The 15,791-nt window shown below is 67.2% G+C and carries 12 protein-coding genes; 8 read left to right on the top strand and 4 right to left on the bottom strand.

The genetic code is table 11. From position 1 onward, the window contains the following. The first annotated feature begins 24 nt into the window (after nt 1-24). From fdhF to BM310_RS15255, 4 genes are all read left to right on the top strand, one after another. Entirely contained in the window at nt 25-2,262 is a 2,238-nt protein-coding gene (gene fdhF, locus BM310_RS15240; RefSeq protein WP_089809902.1) for a formate dehydrogenase subunit alpha, read from the top strand. A gap of 1 nt (nt 2,263) precedes the next feature. Then, nucleotides 2,264-3,001: a DUF1641 domain-containing protein gene (locus BM310_RS15245; protein WP_089809328.1), complete on the top strand. Its 738-nt coding sequence runs from the start codon at nt 2,264-2,266 to the stop codon at nt 2,999-3,001. 12 nt (nt 3,002-3,013) lie between these two features. Continuing rightward, on the top strand, nt 3,014-5,068 hold the full coding sequence (locus BM310_RS15250) for a molybdopterin oxidoreductase family protein (protein WP_089809329.1): 2,055 nt from the start codon (nt 3,014-3,016) through the stop codon (nt 5,066-5,068). Nucleotides 5,069-5,158: 90 nt separating this feature from the next. Then, nucleotides 5,159-7,777, top strand: coding sequence for a cation-translocating P-type ATPase (locus BM310_RS15255; RefSeq protein WP_089809331.1), 2,619 nt, complete (start codon nt 5,159-5,161; stop codon nt 7,775-7,777). Between the two features lie 14 nt (nt 7,778-7,791). Here the strand turns inward: BM310_RS15255 and BM310_RS15260 are convergent, their stop codons facing one another. Continuing rightward, nucleotides 7,792-8,370, bottom strand: a complete 579-nt coding sequence (locus tag BM310_RS15260; protein WP_089809333.1) for a VIT1/CCC1 transporter family protein — start codon at nt 8,368-8,370, stop codon at nt 7,792-7,794. Between the two features lie 6 nt (nt 8,371-8,376). Next, the gene (locus tag BM310_RS15265; protein WP_089809335.1) at nt 8,377-8,667 is read right to left on the bottom strand and encodes a DUF211 domain-containing protein; all 291 of its coding nucleotides are present in this window, start codon (nt 8,665-8,667) and stop codon (nt 8,377-8,379) included. Nucleotides 8,668-8,761: 94 nt separating this feature from the next. On the opposite strand from BM310_RS15265, the gene BM310_RS15270 reads away from it, so the two are divergent. Both BM310_RS15270 and BM310_RS15275 read left to right on the top strand, forming a co-directional pair. Continuing rightward, entirely contained in the window at nt 8,762-9,349 is a 588-nt protein-coding gene (locus tag BM310_RS15270) for a hypothetical protein (RefSeq protein ID WP_245778510.1), read from the top strand. Then, nucleotides 9,346-9,987: a hypothetical protein gene (locus BM310_RS15275; protein ID WP_089809337.1), complete on the top strand. Its 642-nt coding sequence runs from the start codon at nt 9,346-9,348 to the stop codon at nt 9,985-9,987. Before BM310_RS15270 ends, BM310_RS15275 begins: the two co-directional genes overlap by 4 nt. Nucleotides 9,988-10,036: 49 nt before the next feature. Here the strand turns inward: BM310_RS15275 and BM310_RS15280 are convergent, their stop codons facing one another. Beyond that, nucleotides 10,037-10,510, bottom strand: coding sequence for a hypothetical protein (locus BM310_RS15280; protein ID WP_218156451.1), 474 nt, complete (start codon nt 10,508-10,510; stop codon nt 10,037-10,039). 371 nt (nt 10,511-10,881) lie between these two features. Here BM310_RS15280 and BM310_RS15285 point away from each other — a divergent pair, with 371 nt between their 5' ends. Further along, on the top strand, nt 10,882-12,234 hold the full coding sequence (locus BM310_RS15285; protein WP_089809341.1) for an aryl-sulfate sulfotransferase: 1,353 nt from the start codon (nt 10,882-10,884) through the stop codon (nt 12,232-12,234). Between the two features lie 105 nt (nt 12,235-12,339). Here BM310_RS15285 and BM310_RS15290 read toward each other — a convergent pair whose 3' ends face one another. Beyond that, on the bottom strand, nt 12,340-13,449 hold the full coding sequence (locus BM310_RS15290; RefSeq protein WP_089809343.1) for a tyrosine-type recombinase/integrase: 1,110 nt from the start codon (nt 13,447-13,449) through the stop codon (nt 12,340-12,342). A gap of 1,235 nt (nt 13,450-14,684) precedes the next feature. Here BM310_RS15290 and BM310_RS15300 point away from each other — a divergent pair. Beyond that, complete coding sequence (locus BM310_RS15300; RefSeq protein ID WP_089809345.1) at nt 14,685-15,449, top strand: IclR family transcriptional regulator; 765 nt, start codon at nt 14,685-14,687, stop codon at nt 15,447-15,449. Nucleotides 15,450-15,791 lie beyond the last annotated feature (342 nt).

Genomic DNA, 15,791 nt, shown 5'->3' on the forward strand with positions numbered 1-15,791 from the left:
GAGTTGGCCGGCGTCGCCGGCTACATGCAACGGGCGAAGGAGCAGGCGATGCAGAACGTCGAACACGTCGCCGAGGGCGTCGCCGCAGACACCCTCTCGGAGGGGAAACTGTTCGAGATAGCGCAGGCCGTCGGCGACAAACGGCTCGAAGACCTGAACGTCGCCGACACCACCTGCGGGTACTGCGCCGTCGGCTGTCGATTCGACCTCTACTCCGACGGCGAGGAGATTCTGGCCGCGCGGCCGACCGAAGACGAGGACGCCCCGGTCAACGGCATCTCGACGTGCGTGAAGGGCAAGTTCGGCTACGACTTCGTCAACTCCGACGACCGACTGACGACGCCCCTCGTGCGGGACGAGAACGACGAGTTCCGCGAGGCGTCGTGGGAGGAGGCGTTGGACCGCGTCGCGGAGGGACTCGGCGGGATTCGCGACGAACACGGCGGCGATGCGCTGTCGGTCATCGCCTCCTCGAAGGCGACGAACGAGGAGAACTACCTGATGGGCAAGTTCGCCCGGCAGGTGCTCGGAACGAACAGCGTGGACAACTGCAACCGCCTGTGTCACTCCTCGACCGTCGCCGGACTCGCCGCGACGTACGGCTACGGGGCCGCCTCCATCAGCGTCGAGGACCTCGAACTCGCCGACTGCATCCTCCTGACGGGGTCGAACACGACCGAGGCCCACCCGGTGCTGGCCACGCGCATCAAACAGAACGTCCGCGACGGCGCGGACCTCCTCGTCTTCGACCCGCGCGAGGTGCAGATAGCCGAGTACGCCACGCAGTACAGCCGCGTCAAACCCGGCTACGACGCCGTCTGGATAAACGGCATCACCCGGTACATCGTCAACAACGACCTGCACGACGAGGCGTTCGTCGAGGAACGAACGACGGGGTTCGAGGACGTGAAGGAGGCCGTACAGGAGTTCACGCCGGAACGCGTCGAGGAGGTAACGGGCGTCCCGCGCGAGGAAATCGTCTCCGCCGCGGAGACCATCGCGGAGGCCGACACCTGCGTGTTCGGGTGGACGCTCGGCCTGACCGAGCACTCCCACGGGACGGAGAACGTGATGGCGATGGCGAACCTCGCGGCCGTCACCGGCAACCTCGGCAAGCCGGGGACCGGCGTCTCGCCGTTCCGCGGACAGAACAACGTGCAGGGCGGTGGCGGCGACATGGGGCCGCTACCGGACAACTTCCCGGGCTACCAGGACATCGCGGACGACGAGATTCGCGCGAAGTTCGAGGAGGCGTGGGACTGCGACATCTCGCCGGAGTACGGCCACTACACGACGCAGATGTTCCTCGCCGCGGACGACGAACGCGTCCGCGGGATGTACATCATCGGGGAGAACGCCGCGCTGTCGGAACCCGGCGTCAACCACGCCGAAGAGATTCTGGCGGACCTCGACTTCCTCGTCGTGCAGGACCTGTTCGTCAACGAGACGGCGCAGTACGCCGACGTGGTGCTTCCCGCGTGTTCGTTCGTCGAGAAGACGGGCACGTTCACGAACACCGACCGCACCGTGCAGATGGTCAAGCAGGTGATGGAGCCGAAAGGCGACTCGCGGCCGGACTGGAAGATACTGCAGGACCTCGCGAACCGGATGGGCCGCGACTGGGACTACGGCTCCACCGCGGAGATTATGGAGGAGGTGAACTCGCTGACGCCGCTGTACGGCGGCGTCTCGCACGCCCGCGTCGAGGCCGAGGGCGGCCTGCAGTGGCCCTGCTGGGACAAGGACCATCCGGGGACCGAACGGCTGTACACCGAGGAGTTCAACACCGACGACGGGAAGGCGCAGATGCAGGCCATCGGCTACAGCGAACCCGCGGAACTGCCGGACGACGAGTACCCGTTCACGCTGACGACGGGGCGCGTCCTCTACCAGTACCACACGGGGACGATGACCCACCGCGAGGAGGGCATCATGCAGTACACGCCGAGCGACTTCGTGGAGATTCACCCCGACACGGCCGTCGACTACGGCATCGAGAGCGGCGACATGGTCCGCGTCGAGTCCCGGCGCGGCGAGGTGACGGTGCCCGCGCAGGTGACCGATCGGGTCGGCAGGGACAACCTGTTCGTCCCCATCCACTTCGCCGAGAGCGCGGTGAATCGCCTGACCGACGAGGAGCACCTAGACCCGGCGGCGGCGACGCCGGAGTTCAAGGTGTCCGCCGTCCGCATCCGCCCCGTCAAGGGGGAGGCCGAACCGGTTCGGCGCGCGGACGTCGAAGCGAGCACGGGGGACGACTGAGATGGCGAAACCGCAGGACACCTACCCGGAGACGGCGACGAACGGCGCGCGGAAGGAACGGGCCGACCCCGCGGGCGAGGCGGCGGTCCGCGAGGCGGTCCGCGAGAACGGCGACCGACTCGCGGCCGCACTCGACGCGTCGGACGAGGTGGACGACGCCCTCACCACGGCGATACTGATGCTCGCCACCGCCGACGAGGCGGAACTCGAACACGTCACCGAGTCCTCGGCGAACCTCGTCGAGGCGGCAGATGGACTGACGACGGAGGGAGCGGCCGCACTCGCGAACGACGTCGGCGAGAACGCCGAGGACCTCTCGGAGTCGCTGGAGACGGTCCTCGAACTCCAGCGGCAGGGTCACCTCGAAGACCTGGTGACCATCGCGACGGCGTTCTCCGAGTCGCTGTCGCCCGAGGAAGTCGAGGAACTCGCGACGATGCTGGAGGAGAACGGGACGGACATCGTGGAGGCGTTCGACGTCGTTCTCGAACTCCAGCAGGAGGGGCACTTGGAGGACCTCGTGGCCCTCGCGAAGACGCTCTCGACGCTGGACATCGACGACGACACCGCCGCCGGAATCGACACCGTCCTCGGCGCCGTCGGCGAGGCCCAGCGCACGGCGCGACCGGTCGGCGTCCTCGGACTCTTCAGCGAACTCCGGAGTCGGGACGCCCGCGCCGGCATCGGCTACCTCGTCGCCCTCCTGAAGGCGCAGGGGCGGCGCATGAGGAAGCGATAACGTGGTGTCGCCGTGACCGACCAGCCGTCCGAGTCGGCCGGGGAGGGTACGGCGGACACGTCCGAGCGGACGCCGTCGGAATCGGCGCCGGACGAGCAGACCGAGACGGTCTGCCCGCTCTGTGCGGTCGGCTGTCACCTCGAACGGGGAACGGACCGGACGCGGGCCGTCGGCCGCGAGGGCCCCGCGAACCCGAACGGCCGCCTCTGCCGGAAGGGCCTCCGCGCCTTCGACGCCGTCGCGGCGGACGACCGACTCACGCGACCCGCGATTCGTCGCGGCGGCGACCCCGAACCCGTCTCGTGGGAGGCGGCGCTCGACCACGTCGTCGAGCGCTTCGAGGGAGTCCTCGACGCGCACGGCCCGGACGCACTCGCGTTCCTCGGCGCGCCGCACTGCACCACCGAGGAGAACTACCTCCTGCAGAAACTCGCTCGGTCGCTGGGGACGAACGACGTCGACAACCGCGCGCGCCTCTGCCACGACGCGACCACCCGCACGCTGGCCGACCGCCTCGGGTGGCCGGCGACGACGAACGGTCTGTCGGACCTGCGCGAGGCGGACGTCGTCGTCGTCGCCGGCGCGAACCCCGCGGCGCGGCAACCCGTCGCGTTCGACTCGTTCGTCCGCCCCGCGGTCAACGACGGCACCACGCTCGTCCACGTCGACCCCGTCGGCAACGAGACGACTCGCCTCGCGGACGTTCACCTGACGCCGCGGCCGGGGACGGACGCGCTGGTGTTCGACCTCCTGTCCGCGCTGGTCTTCGACGCCGACGGCGTCGACTCGGGGTTCGTCGGGTCGCGGACGCGGGGCTACGACGACTTCGCGGCCGCGATGGCGGAGTTCGACCGGGAGCGAGCGCGGGGCGTCGCGGGCGTCGACGCCGACGGAGCCGAACGCGTCGCCGAACTCGTCGCCGACGCCGACCGGGTGGCGGTGCTCACGGGGACCGGAATCGAGGGCGGCGCCGCCGCCGGCGACGCCGCGGCGCCGGACTCGATACTCAACCTCCTCCTCGCGTCGGGCAACGTCGGTCGTCCGGGGACCGGCTGGTTCGTCCTCCGCGGCCTCGTCAACGAACAGGGCGCGACGGACGCCGGGTGCGTGCCCGACAGACTCCCCGGACACCGGGCCGTCACCGACGAGACGGCGCGGGCGCGCGTCGCCGACGAGTGGGGCTTCGAACCGCCGTCGTCGCCGGGCCGTGACGCGCGGGAACTGCTCGCGGCGTTCGGCGACGAGATTCGGGGCGCACTCGTCGTCGGCGAGGACCCGGCCACCTCGAAGCGGACGACCGAGTGGCTGGGCGACCGACTGGGCGGCCTCGACGTGCTGGTCGTCTTGGAGGTGGCCGAGAGCGACACGACGCCGTACGCCGACGTCGTCCTCCCGGCGGCGACGGGCGTCGAGAAGGACGGGACGGTCACCAACCTCGAACGCCGCGTCCAGCGGCTTCGAGCGACCGGGTCTCCGCCGGGCGAGGCCCGCTCCGACTTCGCCATCCTCGCGGAACTCGGGCGGCGACTGGCGGACGACGAACGTCAGTTCGACTACGACCACCCGGGCGAGGCGTTCGACGAACTGACGCGCGTCGCGCCGACGCACGCCGGCGTCTCGTACGACGAACTGGGGGCCGAGGGTCGGCAGTGGCCGTTCGGCGGCGAGTCCGTCCTCTACCGGGAGGCGTTCGACACCGACGACGGGCGCGCGCCGTTCCGCCGCCCCCGACCGATAGTCGCGTCCGAACGGGGCGACGGCCTCCGACTCGTCACCGGCGGGCGGGCGAGCGACTTCCTCGACGACCGTGCGGCGAACGACCCCGTCGTCCGGATACACCCCGCCGACGCGGACGAACAGGGGCTGAATCCGGAGGCGCCGGTGGTCGTCCGTGCCGCAGAGCGCGACGACGAGGCCGCCGAGAGGACGGCCCTCGAACTCGCGGTGCAGGTGGACGACGGCGTGCGACGGGGGACGGTGTACATGCACGCGGCCGTCGCGGACCCGCTTCTCAGGCGCGACGTGGAGACGGTCGTCGTGGAGTCGCAGTCGTCGCTGGGCGGGTAGCCGACGGCGACTCGGTCCACGCGTCGGAGCCGGCCCGCCAACAGAAACTATTGTCACGGTGACGGGAGTAGAGTCTCCCGAAGGAGCCCGATGGACTGGCACGCACGCGATACCGAGACGGTGTACGAGGAACTGGACACGACGGCGGAGGGGCTGTCTCCCGAGGCGGCCGCCGAGCGACTGGAGCGTGTCGGTCCGAACGAGATAACCGGCGAACAGCGACGCGGCCCCCTGCGCATCTTCCTCGCGCAGTTCTCCAGCGCGCTCATCTGGGTCCTCCTCCTCGCGGCCGTGCTCTCGTTCAGCATCGGCCACGCCGTCGACGCGATTCTCATCGGCGTCATCCTCCTCGCGAACGGCGTGTTCGGCTTCGTTCAGGAGTACCGGGCCGAGCAGAGTCTGGACGCCCTCCGCGAACTGACGACGCCGGAGGTGACGGTTCGCAGGGACGGGGAGGAAGAGCGCAGAGAGGCGACTGAACTGGTCCCCGGCGACGTCGTCGTCTTCTCGCAGGGCGACGTCGTGCCCGCCGACTGCCGACTCGTCGAGGCGAACAACCTCGAAGTGGACGAGGCGGCGCTGACGGGCGAGAGCGTGCCGGTGACGAAGCGAACGGAGCCCGTGGCCGACGACGCCCCGCTAGCCGAACGGGAGAGCATGGTGTACAAGGGGACGAACGTCACGCGCGGGCGCGGCGTCGCCGTCGTCGTGGGAACGGGGATGGACACCGAAGTCGGCGGTATCGCCGAGGAGTTGAGCGGCGCCGAGACGCTGGAGACGCCGCTTCAGCGCGACCTCGACCGACTCGGCCGCCGCCTCGGAATCGGCGTGGTCGCCCTGTCGGCGGTACTCGTCCCGTTGCTCGTCTTCGTCGGCGGCCGGTCGCTCGTCCAGTCGGCGCTGACGGCCGTCTCGTTGGCCGTGGCGGCGGTCCCCGAGGGGTTGCCGGCCGTCGTGACCCTCACGCTCGCGCTCGGCGTCCGGCGGATGGCCGACGAGAACGCCCTCGTCCGGACGCTCCCCGCGGTGGAAGCGCTCGGCGCGGTGGACGTCGTCTGCACGGACAAGACGGGGACGCTGACGGAGGGCGAGATGCGCGTCCGAGCGGCGTGGGTGTACGACCGGACGTTCGACGTCGGCGAGGACGAAGACGACGACGCCATCGAGGACGAGCGGTTCGACCGACTCCTCGAAATCGGCGCGCTCTGTAACGACGCGACCGCAGACGACGGCGACCCGACCGAACGCGCCCTCGTGAGGGCCGCGAACCGACGGTTCGACGTCGACGGCCGGCGGGAGGCACGTCCGCGGCGCGACGAGAAACCGTTCTCCTCGGAGCGAAAGCGCATGGCGACGATACACGACGACCAGGTGTACGTGAAGGGTGCGCCCGACGAGGTTCTGTCTCGTGCGACGCGAATCCTGACCGAGGACGGCACCGAAGAGTTGACCGCGGAGCGACGCGAGCGGATAGACGACCAGATAGACGACTTCGCCGAGAACGCGCTTCGGGTCCTCGCGTTCGCGTTCAAGGAGCGAGACGACGACGGCGGCTCGGAGGAGAACCTGGTGTTCGTGGGCCTGCAGGGCCTCATCGACCCGCCCCGGAAGGAGGTTCGCGACGCCATCGAGGACACCCAGCGCGCGGGCATCGACGTGAAGGTCATCACCGGCGACCACCCGACGACGGGGCGGGCCATCGCCGCACAGGTCGGGGTCGAGTCGGACGTGCTGACCGGTGCCGAGGTGGCGTCGATGGACGAGGACGAACTCCGCGAGCGAGTGGAAGAGATAGACGTGTACGCGCGCGCGGAGCCGTCGCACAAGGTCCGGATTCTCAAGGCGTTGCAGGCGAACGGCCACCGCGTGGCGATGACGGGCGACGGCATCAACGACGCCCCGGCGCTGAAGAACGCCGACGTCGGCATCTCGATGGGCGTCCGCGGGACGGACGTCGCGAAGCAGGCCAGCGACATCGTCCTCCTCGACGACAACTACTCGACGATTCGCAACGCGATCCGGCGCGGTCGGACCATCTTCGACAACATCTGGAAGTTCGTCGCCTACCTGCTCAGCGCGAACTTCGCGGAGGTGCTGGTGGTGTTCGTCGCCTCCCTGTTCGGCTACCTCATCCTGCCGGCGGTCCAGTTGCTGTGGATAAACCTGCTCACCGACGGCCTGCCAGCGTTGGCGCTCGGGGCCGACCCCTCGGGCGACGTGATGGACCGAAGCCCCCGCGAACGCGTGACCGGCATCATCGACCGCCCGATGCTCGAACTCATCGCCGGCGCGGGCCTGACGGTGACGGTGCTGATGCTGGGCCTGATGTTCTACGTCCTCGACGGCGCACCGGCCGTCACGCCGTACGCCATGACGATGGTGTTCACTGGCTTCGTGCTGTTCGAGTTCGTCAAACTCTACGTCGTGCGGTGGACGAAGGGGACGCCGACGCTGTCGAACGCGTGGCTCGAAGTCGCCGTCGCGGCGTCGTTGCTCCTCCAGTTGGCCGTCCTCTACACGCCGCTCAGGACTTACTTCGGGACCGTTCCGCTGGGTCTCGCCGACTGGGGACTGCTCGGCGGCGTGGTCCTCCTCGGCTCCCCGGTGCTGCTCTCCGTGGGCTGGCTGGTCAAGCGCCGCGAGACGGGCCGCCGCCCGGCAAAGACGGTGCAGTCGACCGAACCCGAACCGGACCCCGGTGACGACTGAACCGGCCACGACGCTCAGTTCGGCAGGAGGACGTTGATGACGGCGACGACGAGGCCGGCCAGCGCCATCCGGAGCGCCGAGACGTACCACCGCTGGCCGGAGATGGACCCCATGTACGCGCCGAACGCCGCGAGGATTCCGGTTCCGAGGGCGACGCCGGCGACGCCGGCTTCGGCCATCGAGAACACGGACCCCTCGAACAGGAACGGGACGAGAGGGACGAGGATGCCGATGAGCGGGCCCAGTCCGCTCATCGTGGCGTGGACGAGTCGCGCGCCTCGTTGCTTGCGTTCGACCTGCGTGTCGTCCAGGTCGACCAGCATGGACCGTTCGAGCCTGAGAATCTCGGCTCTCGTCTCCGCGCGCTCTATCTCCCAGACGCTCCAGACGGCCGACGTGCCCAACCCCACGGCCGCGCCGACGCCTATCTTCACCACGGTGAGTCCGTCGGGGACGCCCGAGAGCACGGCGCCCACGATGACGCCGATGCTCGTCAGCGTCCCGTCGAACCCGTTCGAGACGAAGTACCGGCGAGCGATGGAGACGACGTCCTCGTCGCGGAGGAGGCGCAGAAAGCGGTTGCTCGAAGACACGTCGCGCTACCCGTCCTGTAGCGTCAGCCGTTCTTCGACGATGTAGTCGCCGAACGCGACTTCGTCCACCGAGTGGATGGTGCCACCGAGGTCCTCCACGGCCGCCTCGACGGCGTCGTAGTCCAGCGACGACCCTTCGAGGGTCAGCTTGACGTTCTGGACCTCTTTGTCGAGTTCGATGAGCGAACCGGATATCGCCTCCACGCTCTCGGTGTCGGCGACGTCGGCGGTGAACGCTACCAGCGGGGGGTCGTGCGGTTTCAACACGTCGAGTACGAGTCGGCGGACGTCGGCCATCAGGTGGACGCAACGGCGGGGACGGCCTTAGTATGGTGGGGACCGAGTCGATTCGGCGAGACGACTTATGTCGGTGCTGACCCAACGACGCCCTATGTCTCTCAGTTCACTTGCGCGCAGCGAACGGGCGAACGCCGCGCTGGGGTGGACGTTCACCGGCGTCACCGCCGCGGTCGGCATCGCGGCCGTCGTCGCGGGGTCGCTGGCGTGGGCGGGGCTGTGGTTCCTCCTCTCGGTCGTCGTCGCCGCGCCGGCGGTCGGGACCGGAGACTGGAAGGCGCTCGTTCCGTGGCCGCTCCCGGCGATGGCCGCGGCCGCGGCCGTCGTCCAGAGCGTCGGGCTGTATCCGGAACTCGCGGGGTACGTCGCCGTCGCGGGCCTCGCTCTCGTCGTCGTCGTCGAACTCGACGTGTTCAGTTCCGTCGAGATGAGTCGCCGCTTCACCGTCGTCTTCGCGGCGATGACGACGATGGCCGTGCAGGCGTGGTGGACCGTCGTCCAGTTCGTCTCCGACTGGTGGTTCGGCACGGCGTTCCTGCGCTCGCAGACCGAACTCCAGTGGGACATCGTCGCCGTCACCGCCGTCGCAGTCGTCGCGGGGGGCTTCTTCGTCTGGTACTTCGACCGAATCGACCACGCCGGCGGACGCGGGTACGCCGTCGAGTCGGGGGGGTCCTCGTGACGCTATCCGAGACGCTCGGACTGGGACAGCGATGGGAACGACGCCTCGTCCGCCTCTTGCAGGCGGGACTCGCCGGTCTCGTGCTGTACGGACTGGCGACGTTCCGCCTCGGGATGGCCGCCAACGGCGCGCTGGCGCTCTCGGTGACGCTTCTCCCCGCGGCGTTGCGACGGGAGTACGGGTACACGATGGACGCCGGACTCGTGCTGTGGATCACCCTCGCCATCGTCCTGCACGTCGCCGGGTCGCTCGGCGTCTACGCGGAGTTCTCGTGGTACGACGAGATAACGCACACCGTCTCGGCCACCGTCGTCGCCGGCGCCGGCTACGCCGCGCTTCGCGCCGTCGAGCGCCACTCGTCGGCGGTGGAGGTGCCGCCGCCGGTCCGGTCGGCGTTCGTCGTCGTGTTCGTCCTCTCGTTCGGCGTCGTCTGGGAGGTGTTCGAGTTCGGCGCCGTCGAACTCTCGCGAGCGCTCGGGTTCGACTCCCCCGTCACCGTGTACGGCATCGACGACATCGTCACCGACTTCGTGTTCAACACGGTGGGCGCCGTCCTCGTCGCACTCTGGGGGGCCGACTCCGTCGGCGGCTTCGTCGCGTTTCTCGGCCGGCGACTCGGGTCGAACCCGGGAGAGTGAGACGCGTTCGGCCTCCCTCCCGCGACGGGGCGCGTGCGGCGACGACGGCTCAGTCCCGCGACCCGGCCCAGACGCCGAGCGTGAGTCCGTACATCAGGTGGCCCGCGTGGAACACGGCGGACTCGTCGGCGGCGAGGCGTTGACCGACGAGGTGTCGGAGGACGACGCGTTCGCCGACGACCGAGAGCGCCGCCCCGTACGCGGCCCCGGCGACCAGACCGGCCGTCTCCGGTCGATCCGACCGCTCGATGCGACGCTCGCAGCCGAGTGCGAAGAGGACGCCGGCGACGACGCCGTAGCCGAAGTGGAGCGCGAGGGACGAGACAGGGTAGTCGTCCGGCGCTCCGCCGACCCACCGACCGAGAAACTCGGCCGTCGGCGGGAGCGACTTCGCCGTCGGGAGGCGGAAGACGGTCATCACGAGCGTCGCCAGCAGTCCGCCGACGGCGCCGACGGCGGTCCGGGAGGCGCGTCCGTCGCGGGTCGATTCGTCCGTCTCGGTCATCGGTTCGGGAGGGGACACGAGCGGTTGTGGTCGACACACGACCCCGACGTAACCGTGGTGGCTCCGTGCGGGGGGCCGGCACCGGACCCGAGCGATTCGGGCGGCGTCCCGGCCAGCGACTCCCTCGGAGCGGAACTCGCGCCGGGGTCGCCGACGGACGTGTACCGCACCGACACCGAGGCTTGTCTACCGGTACGTCGCTCGATTCCGCGTTCGAGGGTCTCCGGGAGGTTCGGATACGACCGCCCGGCCGGCGTGCGAACGCTCACGACGACGCCGGTCGGACCCTCGTCCAGTCCGGGGACCAGCGTCTCGTGGTCGCCTTCCAGTCCGTATACGCGAATGTCTCGGAACGGAAAATTTATATCGAGTAGCAGATAGCCAGAGATGTGAGAAAGAAGCGGAAACTGATAGTTCGAACCTTCTTCGCTCTCGTTCTCGTCGGTTCGGCGGCGTTTCTCGGACTCAGCGCGACCGCCGGGGCGACGGGCGACTCGTCGGTCGACCAGCGGACGATAGCGGGCGACTACAGTGGGACGACGGTCATCACTGCACACGGCGACACCGAGAAGTCGAAGCTGTTGGTGTACGGCCCGGACGGCGGCGTCCAGTACGTGAACAGCACGTACGACCGGTACTTCGACGTCGACCCGGAACCGGGGACGAAGAACACCGTGACCTACACCGCCGCGATGCACGTGTACGGCGCTCCCTGTCAGGCCGGTGAGAAGTGCAGTTACAGCGTCATCGAGCAGTTGAACCTGACGACGGGGGAGACGAACGTCCTCTACAAACAGTACCGGCCGAACATCCACAACTCGCGCTGGCACGACGCGGACCGAATCGACGAGGACCGCTGGGTCGTCGCCGACATCGCCTTCGACCGCGTGTTCATCGTCAACACGACGACGGGCATCGTCGAGTGGTCGTGGAACGCGCAGAACCACTTCGACATGAAGACGGGGAACCCCTACCCCGAAGACTGGACGCACATCAACGACGTCGAGGTGACAGAGGGCGGTCAGATAATGATCAGCGTCCGAAATCAGGACCGCATCGTGTTCTTGGACCAGAAGACGGGCGTCGTCGAGGACCGAACGCTCGGTGAGGAGGACAACTACAGCGTCCTCTACGAACAGCACAACCCCGACTACATCGACGCCGAACGCGGCGGCCCGGCGGTGCTGGTCGCCGACTCGCACAACAACCGTATCGTGGAGTTCCAGCGCTCGAACGGCCGGTGGATGCAGACGTGGGAGTGGACGGACGCCGAGATGCAGTGGCCTCGCGACGCCGACCGACTCCCCGACGGGAACACGCTGATCAGCGACTCGTCCGGAAACCGCGTCCTCGAACTCGGACCCGACGGCGACGTGCTGTGGTCGGTCACGGTCGACACGCCGTACGAGGCCGAGAAACTGGGCACCGGCGACGAGAGCGCCGGTGGACAGACCGCTCAGGCGCTGGGTCTCCCCTCGAAGACCACGGACGGGACCGCCGCGGAGAGCCAGTCGTCCGGCCGACCGCTGACGTTGCAGTTCCTCCTGTTCGTGCGTAACCTGCTGCCCGCCCTCGCGGTGAACGCCGTACTCTACGTGCTGCCGACGTGGGTCCACTTCGCCGAGTTGGCCGTCATCGGCGGACTGGGTCTGGTGGTGCTCTCGTGGGCGTACCTCGAATACCGGTGGTCGCGGTACTCGCTTCGCTTCGGCCGGCCCGTGCGCCTCGACCGGGGCGACTGAAGTCCGACCAGCGAAAGATTCGGAACTCACCTTCTCGACGAGCGATTCACCGCGACGAGACGGTCGGAAGCGACGACGCCGGCTATCGGCGGTGTCGCTCGGCTCTCACTCTTCGTCCAACACGTCGCTGACGGCGTCCCCTCGTTCGGACGCATCGATGTGGGAGTACGCCTCTTTCGTCGTGCTGAGCGACTTGTGCCGAAGGACGTCCTGAGCGAGTCCGCGGTCGGTCCGGAACAGTTCGTCGCCGAGGCCGCGCCGGGCACCGTGCGGGAGGGGCGGCTTGCCGTCGATGTCGACGTCGGCCGCGTCGGCGACTCGTTCGAGGACGCGTCGCGCGCCCTCGGTCGTGATGGCGGGCGGCGCGATGGCCTCCTCGCGGAGGACGTCGTCGACGTCCGCGCCGTCGAGGCGTGCGTCCCCCGCGTCGGCACCGAGAGCGTCGCGGACGACGCCGTACTTCGACGGCGCGTGACTCGTCGGGAAGACGGGCCAGTCCGCCGCCGGCGGGTCGAGGACGGTCTGCCACCGTTCGATGGCGTCTCGCGCCTGCTCGGGGACGGAGACGTCCTCCCACTCCTGCGCCTTCCCCCAGACGCGGAACGTCCACGCCTCCGTGTCGACGCGATCCCACGTGAGTCCCTGTCTGCCCTCTCGGTCGTCGCCGCTGACGCGGAACACCTCGGCACCGCGGACGCCCGTGAACGCGAGGACGTGGACGAGAGCGCGGTCACGGACTTCGGCCCGCGCGTCCATCCCCTCGTCCTCGATGGCCTCGTACGCGACTTCGTTCGTGTGTCGAACGAGTCGGCGTCGCGCCTCGCGGGTCCAGAACTGCTGGCTGTGGTCCTCGTCGTCTCGCGGCAGGGGTTCGCGCGCCCGGTCGGCGAGGGCGGGGTTCCGCGTGAGGTCGCCGTCCCGGACGCAGAATCCGAGGAAGCCTGAGATGACGTTGTAGTACGTCTGCGCCGACGACGCCGAGATGCCGCCCGCCTCGACACGCTGAGCGAGACGGTCGGCGTACCGGCGGAGAATCTGCTGTCCCTCGGTCTCGAACGCCTCGAAGGAGTTCTTCCCGCGGCGGCGGAGCCACGTCTCGAACTGCGAGAGGACCGACTCGGCGGTCGACCGGTACTGCGCGCTGGTTCCGTTGGCTCGAAGGTATCGGCTCACGGCGGCGGCGACTTCGGACTCGTCTGGTTCCGACGCGGTCATTGGAGTCGCGTACGGCGACGCCCCCCATAAATCCACTTGGCTTTACTAAGTTAAAACTAAGTGCAAGCATCAAACACCGATTCACCACAGAGAATACCTGCAGTGCCAGTATTCGACGTTTCAAGGGAAAACCAACCAGCCATACACTTTATAACGCTATACCAAAACTCCAGACACAGCAATCCCCACAACCTCGGAGGATGATTCGATTCTGGTCCAGTTCCTCCGCGAATCGATCTCAGATGGGACCGATTACGAGCGTATAATCCTTTTCTTGATCGATGCTGCGCTGTATATCACCAAAACAGCAAGCAACGTTCGTCTTTTGACGATGTTGCCACTCAGAACGGGCACATCAGAGAGTGATCCAGTCTCAGTCAGGGGGCGGAAGCGTTGAGGAGACCAATTCGACGTTCGCCAGCAGTCAATACCGGCGCATACTCTATCTCTTCACCCACAGAGGCTTTCAGCAAGAAGTCCGTGGAACGCCAGATATTGTGCAGTAGCTCCGCGAAGACGAACGACGGGGTTGGAACCGAGACACGTCGCTCCGTAGACAGCGTATTGATCGACGGTATCAGCATTTTCAGTACAATAATAAGACTGTAACGGTAGGGCCCCGGTCGTGTCACGGAGATATCAGCAGGCAGAATGGACTTTACCGTGGGGTAACCGTTGCTCACGTCCCGCTTGACAGAACGGTCCTCATCTTAGTTTGTACAGGAACCGAGACGGAACGACGATGTCAGCAGACCCGGCCGCGAACGATCACACACGACTCCTCGCGCCTCGCCGCGCACCGACGTTTCGGCCGGCCGGGAGACGCACATCTGACAAACCGGTGGCTTGATGCGACGGAGAAAAAGTGTTTCTGTGTCGCCGGTCGGTGACTCGTCTTGTACCTCCACTCGATTCCGAGACAGTTGTCGCGCGTCCGCTACGTGCAGCAGTTATCTTATCTGTTCGACGGAGTTCAGTCCTCCCCGAGGCGTTCCTCCCTCGAGAACGGCTCTCGATAGAGTGAACTCAACAGCTACTATCGGAGACCGTTCAGACACGAAATCGAACCGACTCTTTGATCGACGCGACGTTACAGACCCGTTCCCGACCCACTCGTGCCCCTCACGAGTCTCCTGATTCGGTGTCTGTGTCGAACTAGTGGGGGTGTCGTAAGAACCGAGCCCGTTTCCGCATGGAGAACAAAATTTAAGAGCCTCCGAAGGTACTGCTGTTACATGCCCGAAAAAACGCGGCGAACTGTCGGCGCCGTTAGAACCACGTGTGAGATACTCAACGTGCTCCAAGACCGGCGACAGGCGGGTGTCACGGAAATCAGCGAGGAAGTCGGTCTCGCGAAGGGGGCGGTCCACCGACACCTGACGACGCTCACGGAGTGTGAATACGTCGTGAACGAGGACGGCCAGTACAGGTTGAGCCTCCGATACCTCGACATGGCGAACCAGGTGAAGGAAATGGTCGGTAACTACGACGTCATCGTGAATGAACTCCAGAATCTCGCCGAGGACCTGGGCGAGATAGCGCAGTTCGCGACCGAGGAGCACGGGTGGGTGACCTACGTGTACAAAGCGAACAGCGAATCGGGGATCCAGACGGCCTCCTCCGCAGGGAAGCGCGAGTACATGCACTCCACGTCTCTCGGCAAGGCGATGTTGGCCGAGATGGACGAGGACCGCGTGAACGAGATCCTCAATAAGAACGGGATGCCCCAGAAATCGGATAAGACCGTCGCCAGTCGCGAGGAACTGTTTGACGTACTCGAACAGGTCCGCGAACGGGGTTACGCGGTCGACAACGAGGAGAACATCAGGGGACTCCGCTGCGTCGGAACACCGCTCATCGACCCCGAAACAGGGGTGTTCGGAGCGGTGAGCGTCTCCGGCCCCATCAGTCGCATCACCGAAGACCGCATCGAAGGTGAGATCGTCAACGCTCTCACCCGCACGACGAACGTCATCGAAATCAACTCGAAGTTCGCCTGAGGCCCTCACTCGTCAAGCGACGTCCCAGGTTCTGTTCTCGGCGTCTCTTCCCGGTTTGTCCGCGCTGCCGTACAGGTATCTCTCCGGCGAGTTCTGTATCTCGTAGGCCGGGGGTCCTCCACGTCGCGGGGTCTGTATCTCTGATGCGCGTCGTGAGAGCCGACGTCTTCGAGACGATACGTGGACCTGTGTCTCTCTTCCTCTTCGACTTTTACGTTCAGCCTGTTTTGGTGCATCGACAACCGGCGACTGCCTCTACGCGACCGACCGAAACGAGCGTACCGTGCCCGTCTGTAGTGGATGACGGACGCTAGACGAGCACGCGGCTGTTCTGGAAGAGAG

It is taken from the genome of Halogeometricum rufum (genome assembly GCF_900112175.1).
Lineage (GTDB): Archaea > Halobacteriota > Halobacteria > Halobacteriales > Haloferacaceae > Halogeometricum > Halogeometricum rufum.

What these genes read in the sequence shown, in the direction of transcription:
- fdhF (WP_089809902.1), top strand. Translation starts at nt 25, where the DNA reads ATGCAACGGGCGAAGGAGCAGGCGATGCAGAACGTCGAACACGTCGCC.
- BM310_RS15245 (WP_089809328.1), top strand. Translation starts at nt 2,264, where the DNA reads ATGGCGAAACCGCAGGACACCTACCCGGAGACGGCGACGAACGGCGCG.
- BM310_RS15255 (WP_089809331.1), top strand. Translation starts at nt 5,159, where the DNA reads ATGGACTGGCACGCACGCGATACCGAGACGGTGTACGAGGAACTGGAC.
- BM310_RS15265 (WP_089809335.1), bottom strand. Translation starts at nt 8,667, where the DNA reads ATGGCCGACGTCCGCCGACTCGTACTCGACGTGTTGAAACCGCACGAC.
- BM310_RS15270 (WP_245778510.1), top strand. Translation starts at nt 8,762, where the DNA reads ATGTCTCTCAGTTCACTTGCGCGCAGCGAACGGGCGAACGCCGCGCTG.
- BM310_RS15290 (WP_089809343.1), bottom strand. Translation starts at nt 13,449, where the DNA reads ATGACCGCGTCGGAACCAGACGAGTCCGAAGTCGCCGCCGCCGTGAGC.
- BM310_RS15300 (WP_089809345.1), top strand. Translation starts at nt 14,685, where the DNA reads ATGCCCGAAAAAACGCGGCGAACTGTCGGCGCCGTTAGAACCACGTGT.